Raw genomic sequence first — 13,939 nt, 5'->3', positions numbered from 1 at the left:
TTACGATAATGATAGGGAGGAAGAGATAATGGCAAATCAGACAGATAAGCTTGTGAAGGGCGGCAGTTTTATTATAGAAGATGTAGCATGCGATGCGATTTTTACACCGGAGGATTATAGTGATGAGCAAAAGATGATCGCTAAAACAGCGGAAAACTTTGTGGAGAATGAAGTTCTCCCAGAAATCGAACACCTTGAAAATCATGAATTCCAACGTTCCGTCAAGCTATTGAAAAAAGCTGGAGAATTGGGACTGCTTAGAGCTGATGTGCCTGAGCAATACGGTGGCCTAAGCTTAGACAAAATCAGTTCCGCATTGATTGCGGAAAAAATGTCTAAAGCAGGCGGCTTTGGCATCACCCATGGAGCGCATGTTGGTATCGGGTCTCTGCCAATCGTACTTTTCGGAAACGAAGATCAAAAGCAAAAGTATCTTCCACTGCTTGCTACAGGGGAAAAGCTTGCAGCATATGCATTGACAGAGCCTGGATCCGGATCAGACGCTCTCGGCGCCAAGACGACTGCCAAGCTTAACAAAGAAGGGACTCACTATATCCTGAACGGTGAAAAGCAATGGATTACGAACGCTGGATTTGCAGATGTGTTTGTTGTCTACGCAAAAATAGACGGACAACAGTTCTCTGCTTTTATCGTGGAACGCGATTTCCCAGGAGTCTTCACAGGTGCAGAAGAAAAGAAAATGGGAATAAAGAGTTCCTCCACAAGAACGCTGATTCTCGAAGACGCTGAAGTTCCTGTCGCAAACCTTCTTGGTGTCGCTGGAAAAGGGCATGTCATCGCTTTCAATATTTTAAATATTGGCCGCTATAAACTGGGAGTTGGCGTTGTCGGAGGAGCAAAGCATGCATTTGGCCTTACAGTAAAATATGCCAACCAGCGACAGCAATTCGAGACTCCAATTTCTCAGTTCAACTTGACAAAAGAAAAACTTGGAACAATGGCTTCGAAAATTTATGCTTCTGAAAGCTCTGTCTATAGGACTGTTGGAATGTTTGAGGAAAGAATGAACAGGCTTAGCGAGGAAGAGGTAAACAACGGAAAAGCTGTTGCCGACTCCATTGCGGAGTATGCGATTGAATGTTCCTTAAATAAATTCTTCGCAACCGAAGTACTCGATCATGTTGTGGATGAAGGCGTCCAGCTTCATGGTGGATATGGATTCATGCAAGAGTATGAAATCGAGCGGGCTTACCGTGATTCCCGAATCAATCGAATTTTTGAAGGAACGAACGAAATCAACCGTCTCCTTGTGTCAGGCACTTATTTGAGAAAAGCGTTGAAGAACGAACTGCCGCTTTTCCAAAAAGCGCAGGCGCTGCAAGAAGAGCTCTTGATGATGATGCCAGAAGAGCCAGGAGATGAGCCGCTAGCACAAGAGAAATATCTTGTGAAAAATGCTAAGAAAATCGCCCTCCTTGCAACCGGCTTAGCGGCGCAGAAATTCGGCAAGGCGCTTGACAAGGAACAGGAAATCCTTGTGAATATCGCCGACATGGTTTCAAATGCCTACGCCATGGAATCTGTCGTGCTGCGGACAGAGAAAGCAATCCAAAAAACTGGACTTGAAAAGAATAAACAAAAACTATTGTATACTCAAATTTTCTGCCAAGAAGCATTTGGCGATATCGAAAAAGACGCAAAAGAAACGCTTGTTGCAACAGAGCAAGGTGATACATTAAGGATGCTGACTTCCGCTCTCCGGAAATTCACTCGCTTTACGCCGGTGAACGTTATCGCGAAAAAGCGTGAAGCAGCAGACAAGTTAATCGAAAGCGAAAGGTTCATCGTTTAATAGAAGGATCGGTAACGCTTAATAAAGAGGCATTCAACAGCAATTGTCTAAAAATGCCTCTTTATTGATTTCTCATTAGAACAGGTAAGTCAGACGGAGTATCCGGGATTGAAAAAGACTTTGAAAAATCTGCACGCGGAATGTTAGAATTATAATGACGGAGTGTGATAATATCCGTTATAGGGAATGACCATAAAAAAGGGTGTTCAGGGTGGTGATTGTATGGGATTGACATTCTATTGGTATCCGAAGTGTGGTACATGCCGCAATGCAAAAAAGTGGCTCGATGCAAATGAAATAGCTTACAATGAAGTACATATTGTGGAAAGTCCGCCTTCGAGATCCGAGCTTGAGGATCTGTATCATAAAAGCGGCCTTGAACTGAAAAAATTCTTCAATACAAGCGGGCAGAAATACCGTGAGCTTGGAATGAAGGATAAGGTTAAAACCGCCTCTGAATCGGAGCTTCTTGATATTTTAGCTTCCGATGGGATGCTGATTAAGCGTCCGATATTAACAGACGGCCAAAAAGTGACAGTAGGTTTCAAGGAAGAAGACTATGTTAAAGCGTGGTTATCTTAAACAGGGGAACATTCCATTCAAGGATGGATTAAACTAAAAGTGGAGGGATTTTTTGATGAGTACACCAGCAGAGTTACGTTATTCCGAGGAACACGAATGGGTCAAGACAGAAGGGGAAAAAGTACGCGTAGGTATTACTGAATTTGCACAATCTGAGCTGGGAGACATCGTATTCGTTGAGCTTCCAGAAGTTGGCGATACTGTCACGGCGGACGAGCCATTCGGAAGTGTAGAATCTGTTAAGACTGTATCCGAGTTATACGCTCCAGTCTCCGGTACAGTTGTTGAAGTAAACGAAGATCTAGGCGATAATCCGGAATACGTGAATGAATCTCCATACGAAAAAGCATGGATGGTAGTGATTGAACTGTCTGATGCAAGTGAGTTGGACAAGCTGATGACAGCAGAGCAATATGACGAAATGACAAAAGAATAAAGAGAAGCGCCTTAGACTGCAGACAAACAGCATTTGAGTTTGTTTGCGGTCTTTTCTTTTGTATGTGGCGATAGGGGATTTTCGATTGCGTTAAGAAAAAATTGTTTGCCGTTTAGATTTTGGCTATACCGTAGAAATCCGAAGGAGAGCAGTATTCAGCAGGAGAAAAATTGGATGTATCATCGGTTCCAGATGCGCTTTTTTTTCGAAAAATTTTAATAAAGAGGAGAAACCCCTTATAGGATGGCTTCCTAATTTTGTCGTCAATTCTCTTTAAGGATATTGGGCAAACTACATCCAACAATCCAACAAGGAGAAGGGTGTTAAAGATGACGTTAGAGCGAACAAAGCTGGATGTGACGGATAGATTGATTGGAAAGCTTGAAAGTGGCCGTATTGTGCTTTATTTAGAAAAGGAAAAGGTCGGAGAGATTCCTTTTCCTGCGCAACCGGGCATTTCTCTGCAGAACCATTTTGAAATGAATGGTGAAAAGGTTTACCAGCGTATTTCCGTGCCGTCATCACCACAGCCTAGGTACACAGACTGTGACGAAGGTGGCTGGTGTTAAAAGCGGGATTTCCCCGCTTTTTTTCTATACTGAAAGTCGAACATTATCTTTGCAAAATTCTTTGAAAAAAGTAACAATAGAGTTAACAACAGTGTTAACAGCACAAACAAAAAAACAGCGACAAAGTATATTGTTAGTATGACAATTCTGGCGGTGGTAAAAATGATGGACGAACTAGAAAAAGTGCTAATTGTGGAGGGATCCTCCGATCGGAAAAAGGTTCAAGTCATCTTAAAGGAGCCTGTAGAAATTATTTGCACTAATGGAACAATTGGCGTTTCAAAGCTCGATGAACTAATTGAAAATCTGTTCGATAAAGATGTATATATTCTTGTTGACGCAGATGAATCAGGGGAAAAGCTTCGCAAACAATTCAAGCGGGAATTTCCTGAAGCAAACCACTTGTATATCGACAGGATGTACAGGGAAGTAGCAACTGCCCCAGAGAAGCATCTAGCAACAGTCCTTCTCGGCGCGAATATTGATGTGCATACACAGTTCCTGGAAAAAGGATGAACGAAATGGAAGAATGGTCAAAAGAAAAAATCCTTGATTTGCTTCAATCCCGGAGTGACGGGATTCTTTACTTTTACACTCCTCTTTGTGGAACATGCCGGGTAGCGGGAAACATGCTGGATATAACAGTTACAATGTTCCCTGAAATTCCATCCGGAAAAACGGATCTGAATTTTACCCACGAACTGGCGAAACAGTTCGGCATTGAAAGTGTACCATGCTTGATCCTTCTGAAAAACGGAAACCTTGAAGAGAAGATATACGCTTTTCAATCAGTCCCTTACTTGTATGAAGAAGTGAAAAAAATTTTTGGTAGCGTAAAAGAGTGAAATTAAGACATTATTTCCCGGGAAAAGTCATAAAATGCTGTGAGCTGAAGTAATTGTCGAAAAGCTTTAAAGGATGGAAGCCGTTTTGGCAGCTTCTTGAAGCGAGTGGGAAATTGCGTTCCTACCTTCTCGCAGAGTCGATACTGTTTTTAACCAAGTTATGAGAAAAGTGAAAAATATTATTTGACTGACCTTATCCATCATGATATGATTCTCTTAACTTAAAAACTGAATATTCTTATCAAGAGAGGCGGAGGGACATGGCCCTGCGAAGCCCGGCAACCGGTTAGCTAACACGGTGCTAATTCCATCAGAGCAAGCGCGCTCTGGAAGATAAGGAGAGATGACGAACCACCCTCTTCTTAGGAAGAGGGTTTTTTCATTTCTTCTTCCTGCAGGAGACTAAAAAAACTTTGGGAAGAGATGATGACATGGCAGAACAAAGACAATTGAGGATTGAGACATTAGGGGTGCATGGGGGGCTAGCTCCTGATCTGGCAACAGGCGCCAGGGCAGTTCCTATTTATGCTAGCAATGCATATGAATTCAAGAGTACAGACCATGCTGCAAAGCTGTTCGCATTGGAGGAACCAGGATACATCTATAGCCGGATACACAACCCGACAGTATCCGTTTTTGAAGAGAGGGTTGCCCTCTTAGAGGGAGGTGTGGGAGCACTAGCAGTATCGAGCGGAATGGCAGCAATTACGCTAGCGATTTTAAATATCGCTCATGCAGGTGATGAAATCGTTGCAGCTTCCAACCTCTATGGAGGAACGTATAATTTATTCGCCGTAACCCTTCCGAAGTATGGTGTGAAGGTAAAGTTAGTCGATCCGACCGATCCTGAGAACTTCCGGAAGGCGATAACGGAAAAAACAAAAGCAGTCTATGCGGAAACGATTGGCAATCCAAGCCTCAGGGTGCTCGATATTGAAAAGGTAGCAGACATTGCCCATGAATCAGGAGTCCCGCTCATTGTCGATAATACCTTTGCAACTCCTTACCTTTGCCGTCCTATTGAGCATGGAGCTGATATTGTGATTCACTCTGCTACCAAGTGGCTGCTTGGAAATGGCACCACTCTTGGCGGAATCATTGTTGACGGCGGAATATTCGAGTGGAACTCACCAAAGTTCCCTGGATTCACAACGCCTGATTCCAGCTATCATGATATCGTCTACAGCGAAGCGATTGGCGCTGCTGCTTATATTGTTAAAGCTCGCGTTCAGCTTTTGAGAGATATCGGGGCATCACTAAGTCCGCAAAATGCTTTTCAATTCACCCTTGGACTTGAAACTCTGCATGTCCGTATGAAAGAACATATTTCCAATACAAAGAAGCTGACGTCGTTTCTTGAAGAACATCCTGCTGTCTCATGGGTGTCGCACCCAGGTCTTGAAAATCATCCTGACCACAGTTTGGCAGAAAAGTACTTGCCAAGGGGAGCAGGCGCTGTAGTTGTTTTCGGTATTAAGGGCGGCAGAGAAGCTGGGGCAGTGCTGATTGACTCTGTTAAGCTCTGGTCCCATGTGGCTAATGTGGGGGATGCTAAAAGCCTGATTATTCACCCTGCCAGCACGACTCACCAGCAGCTGGATAAAGAAGGGCTCGCATCAGCAGGTGTACCTGAAGACTTAATCAGGCTCTCGGTTGGAATTGAAAATATCGAAGATTTGTTGGAAGACCTAGCGCAGGCAATCGAGAAAGCGGTGGAAACTGGAAGTGCCGCAACCGACATTTCTTCTTGACACTGCTTTTCCAAGCATGATAAAATCACTCTCGTAATTAACCGCACAACGTTAAAAATGAACAGCCGAATAGATTGCTCTTATCAAGAGAGGTGGAGGGATGTGCCCGATGAAGCCCGGCAACCGTCAATAAGCTTTCACTTATTGAAATGGTGCCAATTCACACAAAGCGATTGCTTTGAAAGATGAGAGAAAGGTTTCTTGGATTTATGCCTTTCTGCTCATATGCAGAAAGGCTTTATTATTTTACAAAAGAATCATTTTGCGAAGATAGCGGAACAAGAGAGGGTGAATCTTTTGATATCAATAAAGAATGTCAGGAAAGTATATTCTTCCAGACAAGGAGAAGTTAAAGCAGTTGACAGAGTCGACCTTGAGATAAAAGAAGGAGAAATATTCGGTGTCATTGGATATAGTGGTGCTGGTAAAAGCACGCTCATCCGGATGCTGAACGGCTTAGAGATACCAACAGAAGGAAGTATCACGGTCGCAGGAAGGGAAGTTTCTCGAATCAAGGGAGCAGAACTTCGGAAAGCCAGGCAAGAAATATCGATGATTTTCCAGCATTTTAACCTGCTATGGTCTAGAACGGTTGCCGATAACATTGCTTTTCCGTTAGAGATAGCCGGAGTTCCAAAGAAGGAGAGAGATTCAAGGGTAAAAGAATTGATCAGCCTTGTCGGTCTTGATGGACGAGAAGGTGCTTATCCTTCTCAGCTCAGCGGCGGTCAAAAACAAAGGGTCGGCATTGCAAGAGCCTTGGCAAATAACCCGAAAGTATTGCTTTGTGATGAAGCTACATCAGCACTTGATCCTCAAACAACGGACTCAATCCTCGATCTCCTTGTTGATATTAATGAGAGATTACGTTTGACAATAGTGTTGATCACGCATGAAATGCATGTTATTAGGAAAATTTGTCATCGGGTTGCTGTTATGGAAGGCGGAGCGATTGTGGAAAGAGGCCCTGTGCTCCATGTCTTCAAAAATCCGGAAAAGCCTGTTACCAAAAGATTTGTTCAACAGGTGACCGAGCCGGAAGAGACAAAAGAAACGATCGGCCACTTGCTTGCAAACTACCCGAGAGGTCAGGTAATTCAGCTGACGTTTGTCGGGGAAGGTGCAGAACAGCCGTTGATTACAAATCTGATCAGGAAGTTTCCATTAACGGTAAATATCCTGCAGGGAAAAATATCTCAAACGCAGAACGGTTCCTATGGAACACTTTTTATTCATCTTGATGGAGAAGAACCGGATGTAACAAATGCTCTCACCTTCATCAAAGAGCAAGAAGTTGGAGTGGAGGTGATCAGTCATGGCTGAATTAATACCAAATGTCGTCTGGGAAGAAATGTGGGAAGCTACCCTTGAAACGCTTTATATGAGTGCTATCTCGGTTGTAGCAACCTTTATCCTAGGTACCGTGCTTGGTCTGCTACTTTTTCTTACTGCTAAAGGAAATATATGGGAAAATAAGCCGATCAATTTTATTATAAGCGCTTTTGTTAATATTTTCAGGTCTATTCCTTTCATTATTCTCATTGTTCTACTTATTCCGTTTACGATGCTGATTATGGATACGATGATTGGCGAGAATGCAGCGTTGCCTGCGCTAATCATTGGTGCTGCTCCGTTCTATGCCAGAATGGTAGAAATCGGGCTTAGGGAAATAGACAAAGGTGTGATTGAAGCGGCTAAGTCAATGGGAGCAAAAACACCAACGATCATTTGGAAAGTGCTGCTGCCAGAGTCTATGCCTGCACTTGTTTCAGGCATTACGGTTACAGCAATTGCGCTAGTCAGCTATACAGCAATGGCTGGTGTCATTGGGGCTGGGGGTCTTGGAAACCTTGCATACCTTGAAGGATTCCAGCGCAGCCAGGGTGACGTGACTCTTGTGGCAACCATTATCATATTGATTATTGTCTTTACTATTCAGTTTATTGGAGACTATATCACAACAAAACTAGACAAACGTTAAAGGGGAGTTATTGATGAAGAAATGGTTTGGTATTGTATTGACGATTGCATTAACACTTGCACTTGCTGCTTGTGGATCTAAAGGCGAAGATAACAAAGACAGCAAGAAACTTGTTGTCGGTGCATCAAATGTGCCTCATGCGGAAATTCTTGAAGAAGCAAAGCCGCTGCTCGAGAAAAAAGGAATTGAGCTGCAAATCGAAAAGTTTCAAGATTATGTTGTTCCAAACCAGGCGTTAAAATCAGAGAAATTGGATGCTAACTATTTTCAGCATATCCCATACCTCAAACAGCAAATGGCAGAGCATAAGTATGATTTTGAAATCGCTGGTGGAATCCATATTGAACCAATCGGAATCTATTCTAAAAAGTATAAAAAACTAAGCGATCTTCCGAAAGGCGGACACATCATTATGAGCAGTTCTGTGGCGGACCATGGCAGGATGCTCAGCCTGTTAGAGAAGGAAAAACTAATCACGCTGAAAGACGGCGTGGACAAGACAAAAGCAACAATAAAAGATATCAAAGATAATCCGAAGAACCTGAAGTTCGATACAGAATATGAAGCGCCGTTGCTGCCGCAAATCTTCAATAATGGTGAAGGCGACGCAGTGCTGATCAACTCCAACTATGCAATTGATGCAAAATTGAATCCGCTGAAGGATTCAATCGCAATCGAGGAAAAAGATTCTCCATACGTTAATATTGTAGCCGTCAGAAAAGGAGACAAAGATCGTAAGGAAATAAAAGCGTTGATCGAAGTGCTGCATTCAAAGGAAATTCAAGATTTCATTTTAGAAAAGTATGAAGGTGCAGTTGTTCCTGTTTCTGAATAATAGAAAGAAGGGACTACTCTAGAATCTGCCGGTTATTAAATTTTCTTTAATGCTTAAAATGATAAGTCGGTTCAATTCCGTATTTTGGAATTGAACCTTTTTTTGTCCTCTTTTTCCTCATTGTATTCCTAGCAGTTTTTAATAGTTCTTTTTATGTTGACCATAAATCGAGGATAGGAATTTGGACGTTGAATAGTTAAGTCCAATTTAATGATTTAATAAGTATCCTGGAGTGGAAATCAACCGCTCCAATAAAATCCAACGCCTATCCTTAAGGGCTTTTTCGATGGGCTTAGTAATATTCCTCCTTCCGTTCGAGCATACTATTCTTAATGAACCAATGATTGGAGTGGGTAAAGAATGGGACAGGAATTCGATTATGATAATGGTACCGAAGGCGCTTTACATGACTATAAGCAAGGACTTGGATTATTTACAGCGAAAATGCCGGAAATTGCTCGTCATTATAATGCTTTTACCGAGGCGTGCTTCAAGGAAGGGAGCGTCAGCATTAGAGACAAGCATCTGATTGCGCTTGGAATTTCTCTTCATGCGCAGGATGAATATTGTATCATTTATCATGTGAAAGGATGCCTTGATAACGGCGCATCGGAAGAGCAAATTTTAGAAACAGTCGGAGTTGCGGCTGCCCTAGGAGGCGGAGCGGCAATGAGCCAGGCGGTTACGCTAATCCAAGAGGCTGTCAGCGACTTAAAAGGAACTCACTAAAGCAGGAAACGGGAAGAATAACGCAGATTATGGCGAACGGCAATGGTTTTAAAGCACACATGAAGCTTCATCCCTTCATAGCCAATTATTGGCTGTTTTTATGGTTTTGTAGAGGGTATAGAAAAAGTGTTAACATAAAGAAGTCATAAAAAACGCGCTACAAAAGCGTAACCATGAAGGGATGATTCACTATTAGTCCGTTACAGCTGAACTATACAGCGGAAATGGAAAAGGCCATGCATGGAGCTCACGGTATTTGCTATGAAGTATACTGTCAGAAGCACGAGGCCAGGATGAGAGTGGAAAGAAGACGCGAGAGGGATTACATTCAAAGCCAACGAATGGTGGCAGATATAGACCGTAAGCTCCATTCGTGATTAGGATAAGATAGATAAACCAGTGTGAAAGCACTGGTTTCTTCTTTTTATTAATAGGAAGAGTTAGCAAAGTCACTCTGCGACAAAATCACGATTCTTTTCAACTCTCATTTTAAACAGTTGCGAACACTTTTCATTTGTTATAAGATTGTAATGAGAATAGAATGAGAATAGAACATTTCCCATTTTTTCAGGGATAATTTCTTTTTTTAATAACGGAGGGAATGAATATGGCTGGATCTGTATTATCAATTAAGGACCTTCACGTTGAGATTGAAGGCAAGGAAATATTGAAAGGCGTTAACCTTGAAATCAAAGGCGGCGAATTTCATGCCATCATGGGGCCGAATGGAACAGGAAAATCAACGCTTTCTTCTGCAATCATGGGGCATCCGAAGTATGTCGTGACAAAAGGTTCCATTACGCTAGACGGAGAAAACGTATTAGAAATGGAAGTAGACGAAAGAGCACGTGCAGGTCTATTTCTTGGAATGCAGTACCCTAGCGAGATTAACGGTGTTACAAATGCAGATTTCCTTCGTTCCGCTATTAATAGCAGACGCGAAGAAGGCAAGGAAATTTCCCTAATGAAGTTCATCCGTAAAATGGATGAGAAAATGGAATTCCTTGAAATGGACCAAGATATGGCACAGCGCTATCTCAATGAAGGTTTCTCGGGTGGAGAAAAGAAACGCAACGAAATCCTTCAATTGATGATGATTGAGCCAAAAATCGCCATCCTTGATGAAATTGACTCAGGTCTTGATATCGATGCACTGAAAGTTGTATCTAAAGGTATCAATGAAATGCGTGGAGAAGAGTTTGGCTGCTTGATTATCACACACTATCAGCGCCTGCTAAACTACATCACACCAGATCATGTCCATGTTATGATGCAGGGACGCGTTGTCAAGTCTGGCGGACCAGAGCTTGCACAGCGTCTCGAAGCGGAAGGCTATGACTGGATTAAACAAGAACTTGGAATCGAAGACGAAACAGTAGGGCAAGAAGCGTAAGCGTTAGGAGGATCAAGATGACTACGGAAACGAAACTGCCGTTTGACCAGGAATACATCACTTCCTTCTCCAAGGAGATGGGCGAACCGGAATGGCTGACAAAACTCCGCGTACAATCGCTTGAAAAAGCTGATACGCTTCCAATGCCAAGACCGGATAAAACAAAGATTGATAAATGGAACTTTACAAATTTCAGCAAGCTTGTAGTTGCAAGTGAAACATTTGAAAGCCTTGATCAGCTTCCAGAAGAGGTTCAATCTCTTTTGAGCGCTGAGAAAACTAACAGCCTTTATATCCAACGGAACAATAAGCCTGCTTACTTGCAAGTCTCTGCGGAGCTTCAGGAAAAAGGCGTCATTTTTACCGATATATATACAGCTGCAAGAGAGCACAGCGATTTGCTTGAAAAATACTTCATGCAAAAAGCTGTTAAAGCAGATGAAAATAAGCTTGCAGCGCTGCATGCTGCCTTTGTTAATGGCGGAGTATTTCTTTATGTACCGAAGAACGTAATTGTCGAGGAGCCGGTCCAAACGATTTTTCTTCATGACGATGCGGAAGCAAATTTGTTCAACCATGTTATTGTAGCGACAGAGGATAACAGCAGCGTTGTTTATGTGGAAAACTATATTTCTACTGTTGACAATGCAAACAGCCAGGTGAATATTGTATCTGAGGTCATTGCCGGCACAAACTCAAAGATTCAATATGGCGCTGTTGATAATCTTGCAAAAGGCACAACTGTCTATGTGAACCGTAAAGGTATTGCCGGACGGGATGCTAAAATTGAGTGGGCACTCGGCCAGATGAACGATGGAAACACCATTTCAGAGAATGTTACAATCCTTGAAGGCGACGGCTCATACGGAGATACAAAAATAGTTGTTGTCGGACATGGCGATCAAGTGCAGAACTTTACGACTAAGATCACTCATTTTGGAAAGCACTCTGAAGGTTATATTCTGAAGCATGGCGTTGTGAAAGAAAGTGCAACGACTATCTTTAATGGTATCGGAAAGATAGAGCATGGAGCATCGAAATCCAATGCAGAGCAGGAATCACGCGTTTTGATGCTAAGTGAAAAAGCGCGCGGCGACGCAAATCCAATCCTTTTGATTGATGAAGATGATGTTACTGCAGGCCACGCTGCTTCAGTTGGCCGTGTGGATCCTAACCAGCTTTACTATTTAATGAGCCGCGGCATCTCTCAGGAAGAAGCGGAGAGGCTTGTCATTCACGGCTTCCTCGCACCAGTTGTAAATGCACTTCCGGTTGAGGGAGTTAAAAAGCAATTGGTCGAGGTTATTGAAAGGAAAGTTAAGTAATGGATATCCTCAACATCCGTAAGCAGTTTCCTATTCTGGATCAGGAAGTGAACGGCAACCCGCTTGTTTATCTGGATAGTGCTGCAACATCACAAAAGCCTATCCAGGTAATTGAAGCACTTGATCGTTATTATAGAGAGTATAACTCCAATGTTCATAGAGGTGTTCATACGCTTGGCACAAGGGCTACCGATGGATATGAAGGAGCAAGGGAAAAAGTCCGAAAATTCATCAATGCAAAGTCCATGCAGGAAATTATTTTTACAAGAGGAACAACAACGGCAATAAATACTGTTGCTGTCAGCTATGCGCTTGCCAATCTGTCCGAAGACGATGAAATTGTGATCTCTTACATGGAGCACCACAGCAATATCATTCCTTGGCAGCAGGCTGCAAAAGCTACTGGCGCCGTGCTGAAGTATGTTCCGCTGCAAGAGGACGGAACCATTTCGCTTGATGATGTCAGGAAAACGGTAACACCAAAAACGAAGGTTGTTTCCATCATGCAAGTATCCAATGTGCTTGGCGTGATGAATCCAATCAAAGAAATTGCCCGCATCGCTCATGAAAATGGAGCAGTCATGGTAGTAGATGGTGCTCAGAGTGCTCCGCATATGAAAATTGATGTCCAGGATTTGGATTGTGATTTCTTTGCTTTTTCTGGTCATAAAATGTGCGGTCCGACTGGAATTGGGGTATTATACGGAAAGAAAAGCTTTTTGGAGAAAATGGAACCGATTGAGTTCGGCGGAGAAATGATTGACTTTGTTGGTTTGCAGGATTCTACGTGGAAAGAGCTTCCGTGGAAATTCGAAGCAGGAACACCAATTATCGCCGGTGCCATTGGACTTGGTGCAGCAATCGACTTTCTTGATGAAATAGGACTCGATAACATCGAAGCTCACGAGCACAAGCTTGTAGCATATGCGCTTGAAAGAATGTCGGGAATTGAAGGTATGACTATATATGGACCGCAGGATCCGGCAAAAAGGGCGGGCCTTGTGACTTTCAATCTCGGCGATGTCCATCCGCATGATGCCGCAACTGTTCTTGATGCAGAGGGAATTGCTGTAAGGGCAGGACATCATTGTGCCCAGCCGCTGATGAAAGTGTTGAATGCTTCTGCAACAGCACGTGCGAGCTTCTATCTCTATAATACAGAAGCAGACATTGACAGGCTGGTAGAGGGCCTTGTCAAAACAAAGGAGTATTTCAGCGATGTCTTCTAATCATTTGGATACATTGTACCGTCAGGTGATCATGGATCATTACAAGAACCCGCGCAACAAAGGAGTTCTTGAAGACGGCAGCTTGACAATCAATATGAACAATCCTACTTGCGGCGACCGAATTCAGCTTACCATGAATGTGGAAGGCGAAGTGGTGACAGATGCGCGGTTCGAAGGGGAAGGCTGCTCGATATCGATGTCCTCTGCTTCGATGATGACCCAAGCTGTCAAAGGGAAAAAAATTGAAGAGGCATTAAAGCTTGCTGATATTTTTTCTAGTATGATGCTAGGGAATGACTACGACGAGGAAGATATAGACCTAGGCGATATCGAAGCGCTTCAAGGTGTTGCAAAGTTTCCTGCACGGATTAAATGCGCTACCCTTGCTTGGAAAGCCATGGAGAAGGGCTTGAAGGAGGAAGAGTCCGAAGAGTAATGTTTCGGACAGTAA

Annotated in this window: 16 protein-coding genes and 2 riboswitches; all 16 genes read left to right on the top strand. The window is 43.0% G+C overall.

Annotated features, from left to right (window positions below; translation table 11 throughout):
* Window positions 1–28 precede the first annotated feature (28 nt).
* The 16 genes from BQ5796_RS13335 to sufU all read left to right on the top strand — a co-directional run bounded on the left by BQ5796_RS13335 (window position 29) and on the right by sufU (window position 13,924).
* A complete protein-coding gene (locus BQ5796_RS13335; protein ID WP_071460660.1) occupies window positions 29–1,813 on the top strand; it encodes an acyl-CoA dehydrogenase family protein in 1,785 nt (594 codons plus the stop codon).
* A 222-nt stretch (window positions 1,814–2,035) separates the two neighbouring features.
* Window positions 2,036–2,395 (top strand): arsenate reductase family protein, encoded by a 360-nt coding sequence (locus BQ5796_RS13330; RefSeq protein WP_071460659.1) that lies wholly within the window; start codon window positions 2,036–2,038, stop codon window positions 2,393–2,395.
* Window positions 2,396–2,450: 55 nt separating this feature from the next.
* Window positions 2,451–2,831: a glycine cleavage system protein GcvH gene (gcvH, locus tag BQ5796_RS13325; RefSeq protein ID WP_071460658.1), complete on the top strand. Its 381-nt coding sequence runs from the start codon at window positions 2,451–2,453 to the stop codon at window positions 2,829–2,831.
* A 329-nt stretch (window positions 2,832–3,160) separates the two neighbouring features.
* Complete coding sequence (locus BQ5796_RS13320) at window positions 3,161–3,400, top strand: YusG family protein (RefSeq protein ID WP_071460657.1); 240 nt, start codon at window positions 3,161–3,163, stop codon at window positions 3,398–3,400.
* Between the two features lie 162 nt (window positions 3,401–3,562).
* On the top strand, window positions 3,563–3,916 hold the full coding sequence (locus BQ5796_RS13315; RefSeq protein WP_071460656.1) for a toprim domain-containing protein: 354 nt from the start codon (window positions 3,563–3,565) through the stop codon (window positions 3,914–3,916).
* A gap of 5 nt (window positions 3,917–3,921) precedes the next feature.
* Complete coding sequence (locus tag BQ5796_RS13310; RefSeq protein WP_071460655.1) at window positions 3,922–4,245, top strand: thioredoxin family protein; 324 nt, start codon at window positions 3,922–3,924, stop codon at window positions 4,243–4,245.
* 235 nt (window positions 4,246–4,480) lie between these two features.
* Window positions 4,481–4,585, top strand: a riboswitch (SAM riboswitch).
* A 91-nt stretch (window positions 4,586–4,676) separates the two neighbouring features.
* Complete coding sequence (locus BQ5796_RS13305; RefSeq protein ID WP_200792885.1) at window positions 4,677–5,996, top strand: O-acetylhomoserine aminocarboxypropyltransferase/cysteine synthase family protein; 1,320 nt, start codon at window positions 4,677–4,679, stop codon at window positions 5,994–5,996.
* A 77-nt stretch (window positions 5,997–6,073) separates the two neighbouring features.
* Window positions 6,074–6,188: riboswitch (SAM riboswitch) on the top strand.
* Window positions 6,189–6,293: 105 nt separating this feature from the next.
* On the top strand, window positions 6,294–7,319 hold the full coding sequence (locus BQ5796_RS13300) for a methionine ABC transporter ATP-binding protein (RefSeq protein ID WP_071461303.1): 1,026 nt from the start codon (window positions 6,294–6,296) through the stop codon (window positions 7,317–7,319).
* On the top strand, window positions 7,312–7,977 hold the full coding sequence (locus BQ5796_RS13295; RefSeq protein WP_071460654.1) for a methionine ABC transporter permease: 666 nt from the start codon (window positions 7,312–7,314) through the stop codon (window positions 7,975–7,977). The genes BQ5796_RS13300 and BQ5796_RS13295 overlap by 8 nt, the downstream gene beginning before the upstream one ends.
* A gap of 13 nt (window positions 7,978–7,990) precedes the next feature.
* The gene (locus BQ5796_RS13290) at window positions 7,991–8,812 is read left to right on the top strand and encodes a MetQ/NlpA family ABC transporter substrate-binding protein (protein WP_071460653.1); all 822 of its coding nucleotides are present in this window, start codon (window positions 7,991–7,993) and stop codon (window positions 8,810–8,812) included.
* A gap of 360 nt (window positions 8,813–9,172) precedes the next feature.
* Window positions 9,173–9,541, top strand: a complete 369-nt coding sequence (locus tag BQ5796_RS13285; RefSeq protein ID WP_071460652.1) for a carboxymuconolactone decarboxylase family protein — start codon at window positions 9,173–9,175, stop codon at window positions 9,539–9,541.
* 224 nt (window positions 9,542–9,765) lie between these two features.
* Window positions 9,766–9,918 (top strand): YuzK family famiily protein, encoded by a 153-nt coding sequence (locus tag BQ5796_RS18905; RefSeq protein ID WP_487246421.1) that lies wholly within the window; start codon window positions 9,766–9,768, stop codon window positions 9,916–9,918.
* A gap of 230 nt (window positions 9,919–10,148) precedes the next feature.
* The gene (gene sufC / locus BQ5796_RS13280; protein WP_071460651.1) at window positions 10,149–10,934 is read left to right on the top strand and encodes a Fe-S cluster assembly ATPase SufC; all 786 of its coding nucleotides are present in this window, start codon (window positions 10,149–10,151) and stop codon (window positions 10,932–10,934) included.
* A 17-nt stretch (window positions 10,935–10,951) separates the two neighbouring features.
* The gene (gene sufD / locus BQ5796_RS13275) at window positions 10,952–12,259 is read left to right on the top strand and encodes a Fe-S cluster assembly protein SufD (RefSeq protein WP_071460650.1); all 1,308 of its coding nucleotides are present in this window, start codon (window positions 10,952–10,954) and stop codon (window positions 12,257–12,259) included.
* Window positions 12,259–13,488, top strand: coding sequence for a cysteine desulfurase (locus tag BQ5796_RS13270; RefSeq protein ID WP_071460649.1), 1,230 nt, complete (start codon window positions 12,259–12,261; stop codon window positions 13,486–13,488). Before sufD ends, BQ5796_RS13270 begins: the two co-directional genes overlap by 1 nt.
* On the top strand, window positions 13,478–13,924 hold the full coding sequence (sufU, locus tag BQ5796_RS13265) for a Fe-S cluster assembly sulfur transfer protein SufU (RefSeq protein ID WP_071460648.1): 447 nt from the start codon (window positions 13,478–13,480) through the stop codon (window positions 13,922–13,924). The genes BQ5796_RS13270 and sufU overlap by 11 nt, the downstream gene beginning before the upstream one ends.
* Window positions 13,925–13,939 lie beyond the last annotated feature (15 nt).

This window comes from Bacillus massilinigeriensis, assembly GCF_900111815.1.
Lineage (GTDB): Bacteria > Bacillota > Bacilli > Bacillales > Cytobacillaceae > Mesobacillus_C > Mesobacillus_C mediterraneensis.
Note: the sequence above shows the minus strand (reverse complement) of the source record. Positions and strands in the feature narration are given on the sequence as shown.

Excerpts from the sequence above, each read along its gene's own strand:
- BQ5796_RS13320 (WP_071460657.1), top strand. The coding sequence starts at position 3,161 with ATGACGTTAGAGCGAACAAAGCTGGATGTGACGGATAGATTGATTGGA.
- BQ5796_RS13295 (WP_071460654.1), top strand. The coding sequence starts at position 7,312 with ATGGCTGAATTAATACCAAATGTCGTCTGGGAAGAAATGTGGGAAGCT.
- BQ5796_RS13310 (WP_071460655.1), top strand. The coding sequence starts at position 3,922 with ATGGAAGAATGGTCAAAAGAAAAAATCCTTGATTTGCTTCAATCCCGG.
- BQ5796_RS13330 (WP_071460659.1), top strand. The coding sequence starts at position 2,036 with ATGGGATTGACATTCTATTGGTATCCGAAGTGTGGTACATGCCGCAAT.
- BQ5796_RS13285 (WP_071460652.1), top strand. The coding sequence starts at position 9,173 with ATGGGACAGGAATTCGATTATGATAATGGTACCGAAGGCGCTTTACAT.
- BQ5796_RS13315 (WP_071460656.1), top strand. The coding sequence starts at position 3,563 with ATGATGGACGAACTAGAAAAAGTGCTAATTGTGGAGGGATCCTCCGAT.
- BQ5796_RS13290 (WP_071460653.1), top strand. The coding sequence starts at position 7,991 with ATGAAGAAATGGTTTGGTATTGTATTGACGATTGCATTAACACTTGCA.
- BQ5796_RS18905 (WP_487246421.1), top strand. The coding sequence starts at position 9,766 with ATGGAAAAGGCCATGCATGGAGCTCACGGTATTTGCTATGAAGTATAC.
- BQ5796_RS13305 (WP_200792885.1), top strand. The coding sequence starts at position 4,677 with ATGGCAGAACAAAGACAATTGAGGATTGAGACATTAGGGGTGCATGGG.
- sufC (WP_071460651.1), top strand. The coding sequence starts at position 10,149 with ATGGCTGGATCTGTATTATCAATTAAGGACCTTCACGTTGAGATTGAA.
- sufD (WP_071460650.1), top strand. The coding sequence starts at position 10,952 with ATGACTACGGAAACGAAACTGCCGTTTGACCAGGAATACATCACTTCC.
- BQ5796_RS13335 (WP_071460660.1), top strand. The coding sequence starts at position 29 with ATGGCAAATCAGACAGATAAGCTTGTGAAGGGCGGCAGTTTTATTATA.
- BQ5796_RS13270 (WP_071460649.1), top strand. The coding sequence starts at position 12,259 with ATGGATATCCTCAACATCCGTAAGCAGTTTCCTATTCTGGATCAGGAA.
- sufU (WP_071460648.1), top strand. The coding sequence starts at position 13,478 with ATGTCTTCTAATCATTTGGATACATTGTACCGTCAGGTGATCATGGAT.
- gcvH (WP_071460658.1), top strand. The coding sequence starts at position 2,451 with ATGAGTACACCAGCAGAGTTACGTTATTCCGAGGAACACGAATGGGTC.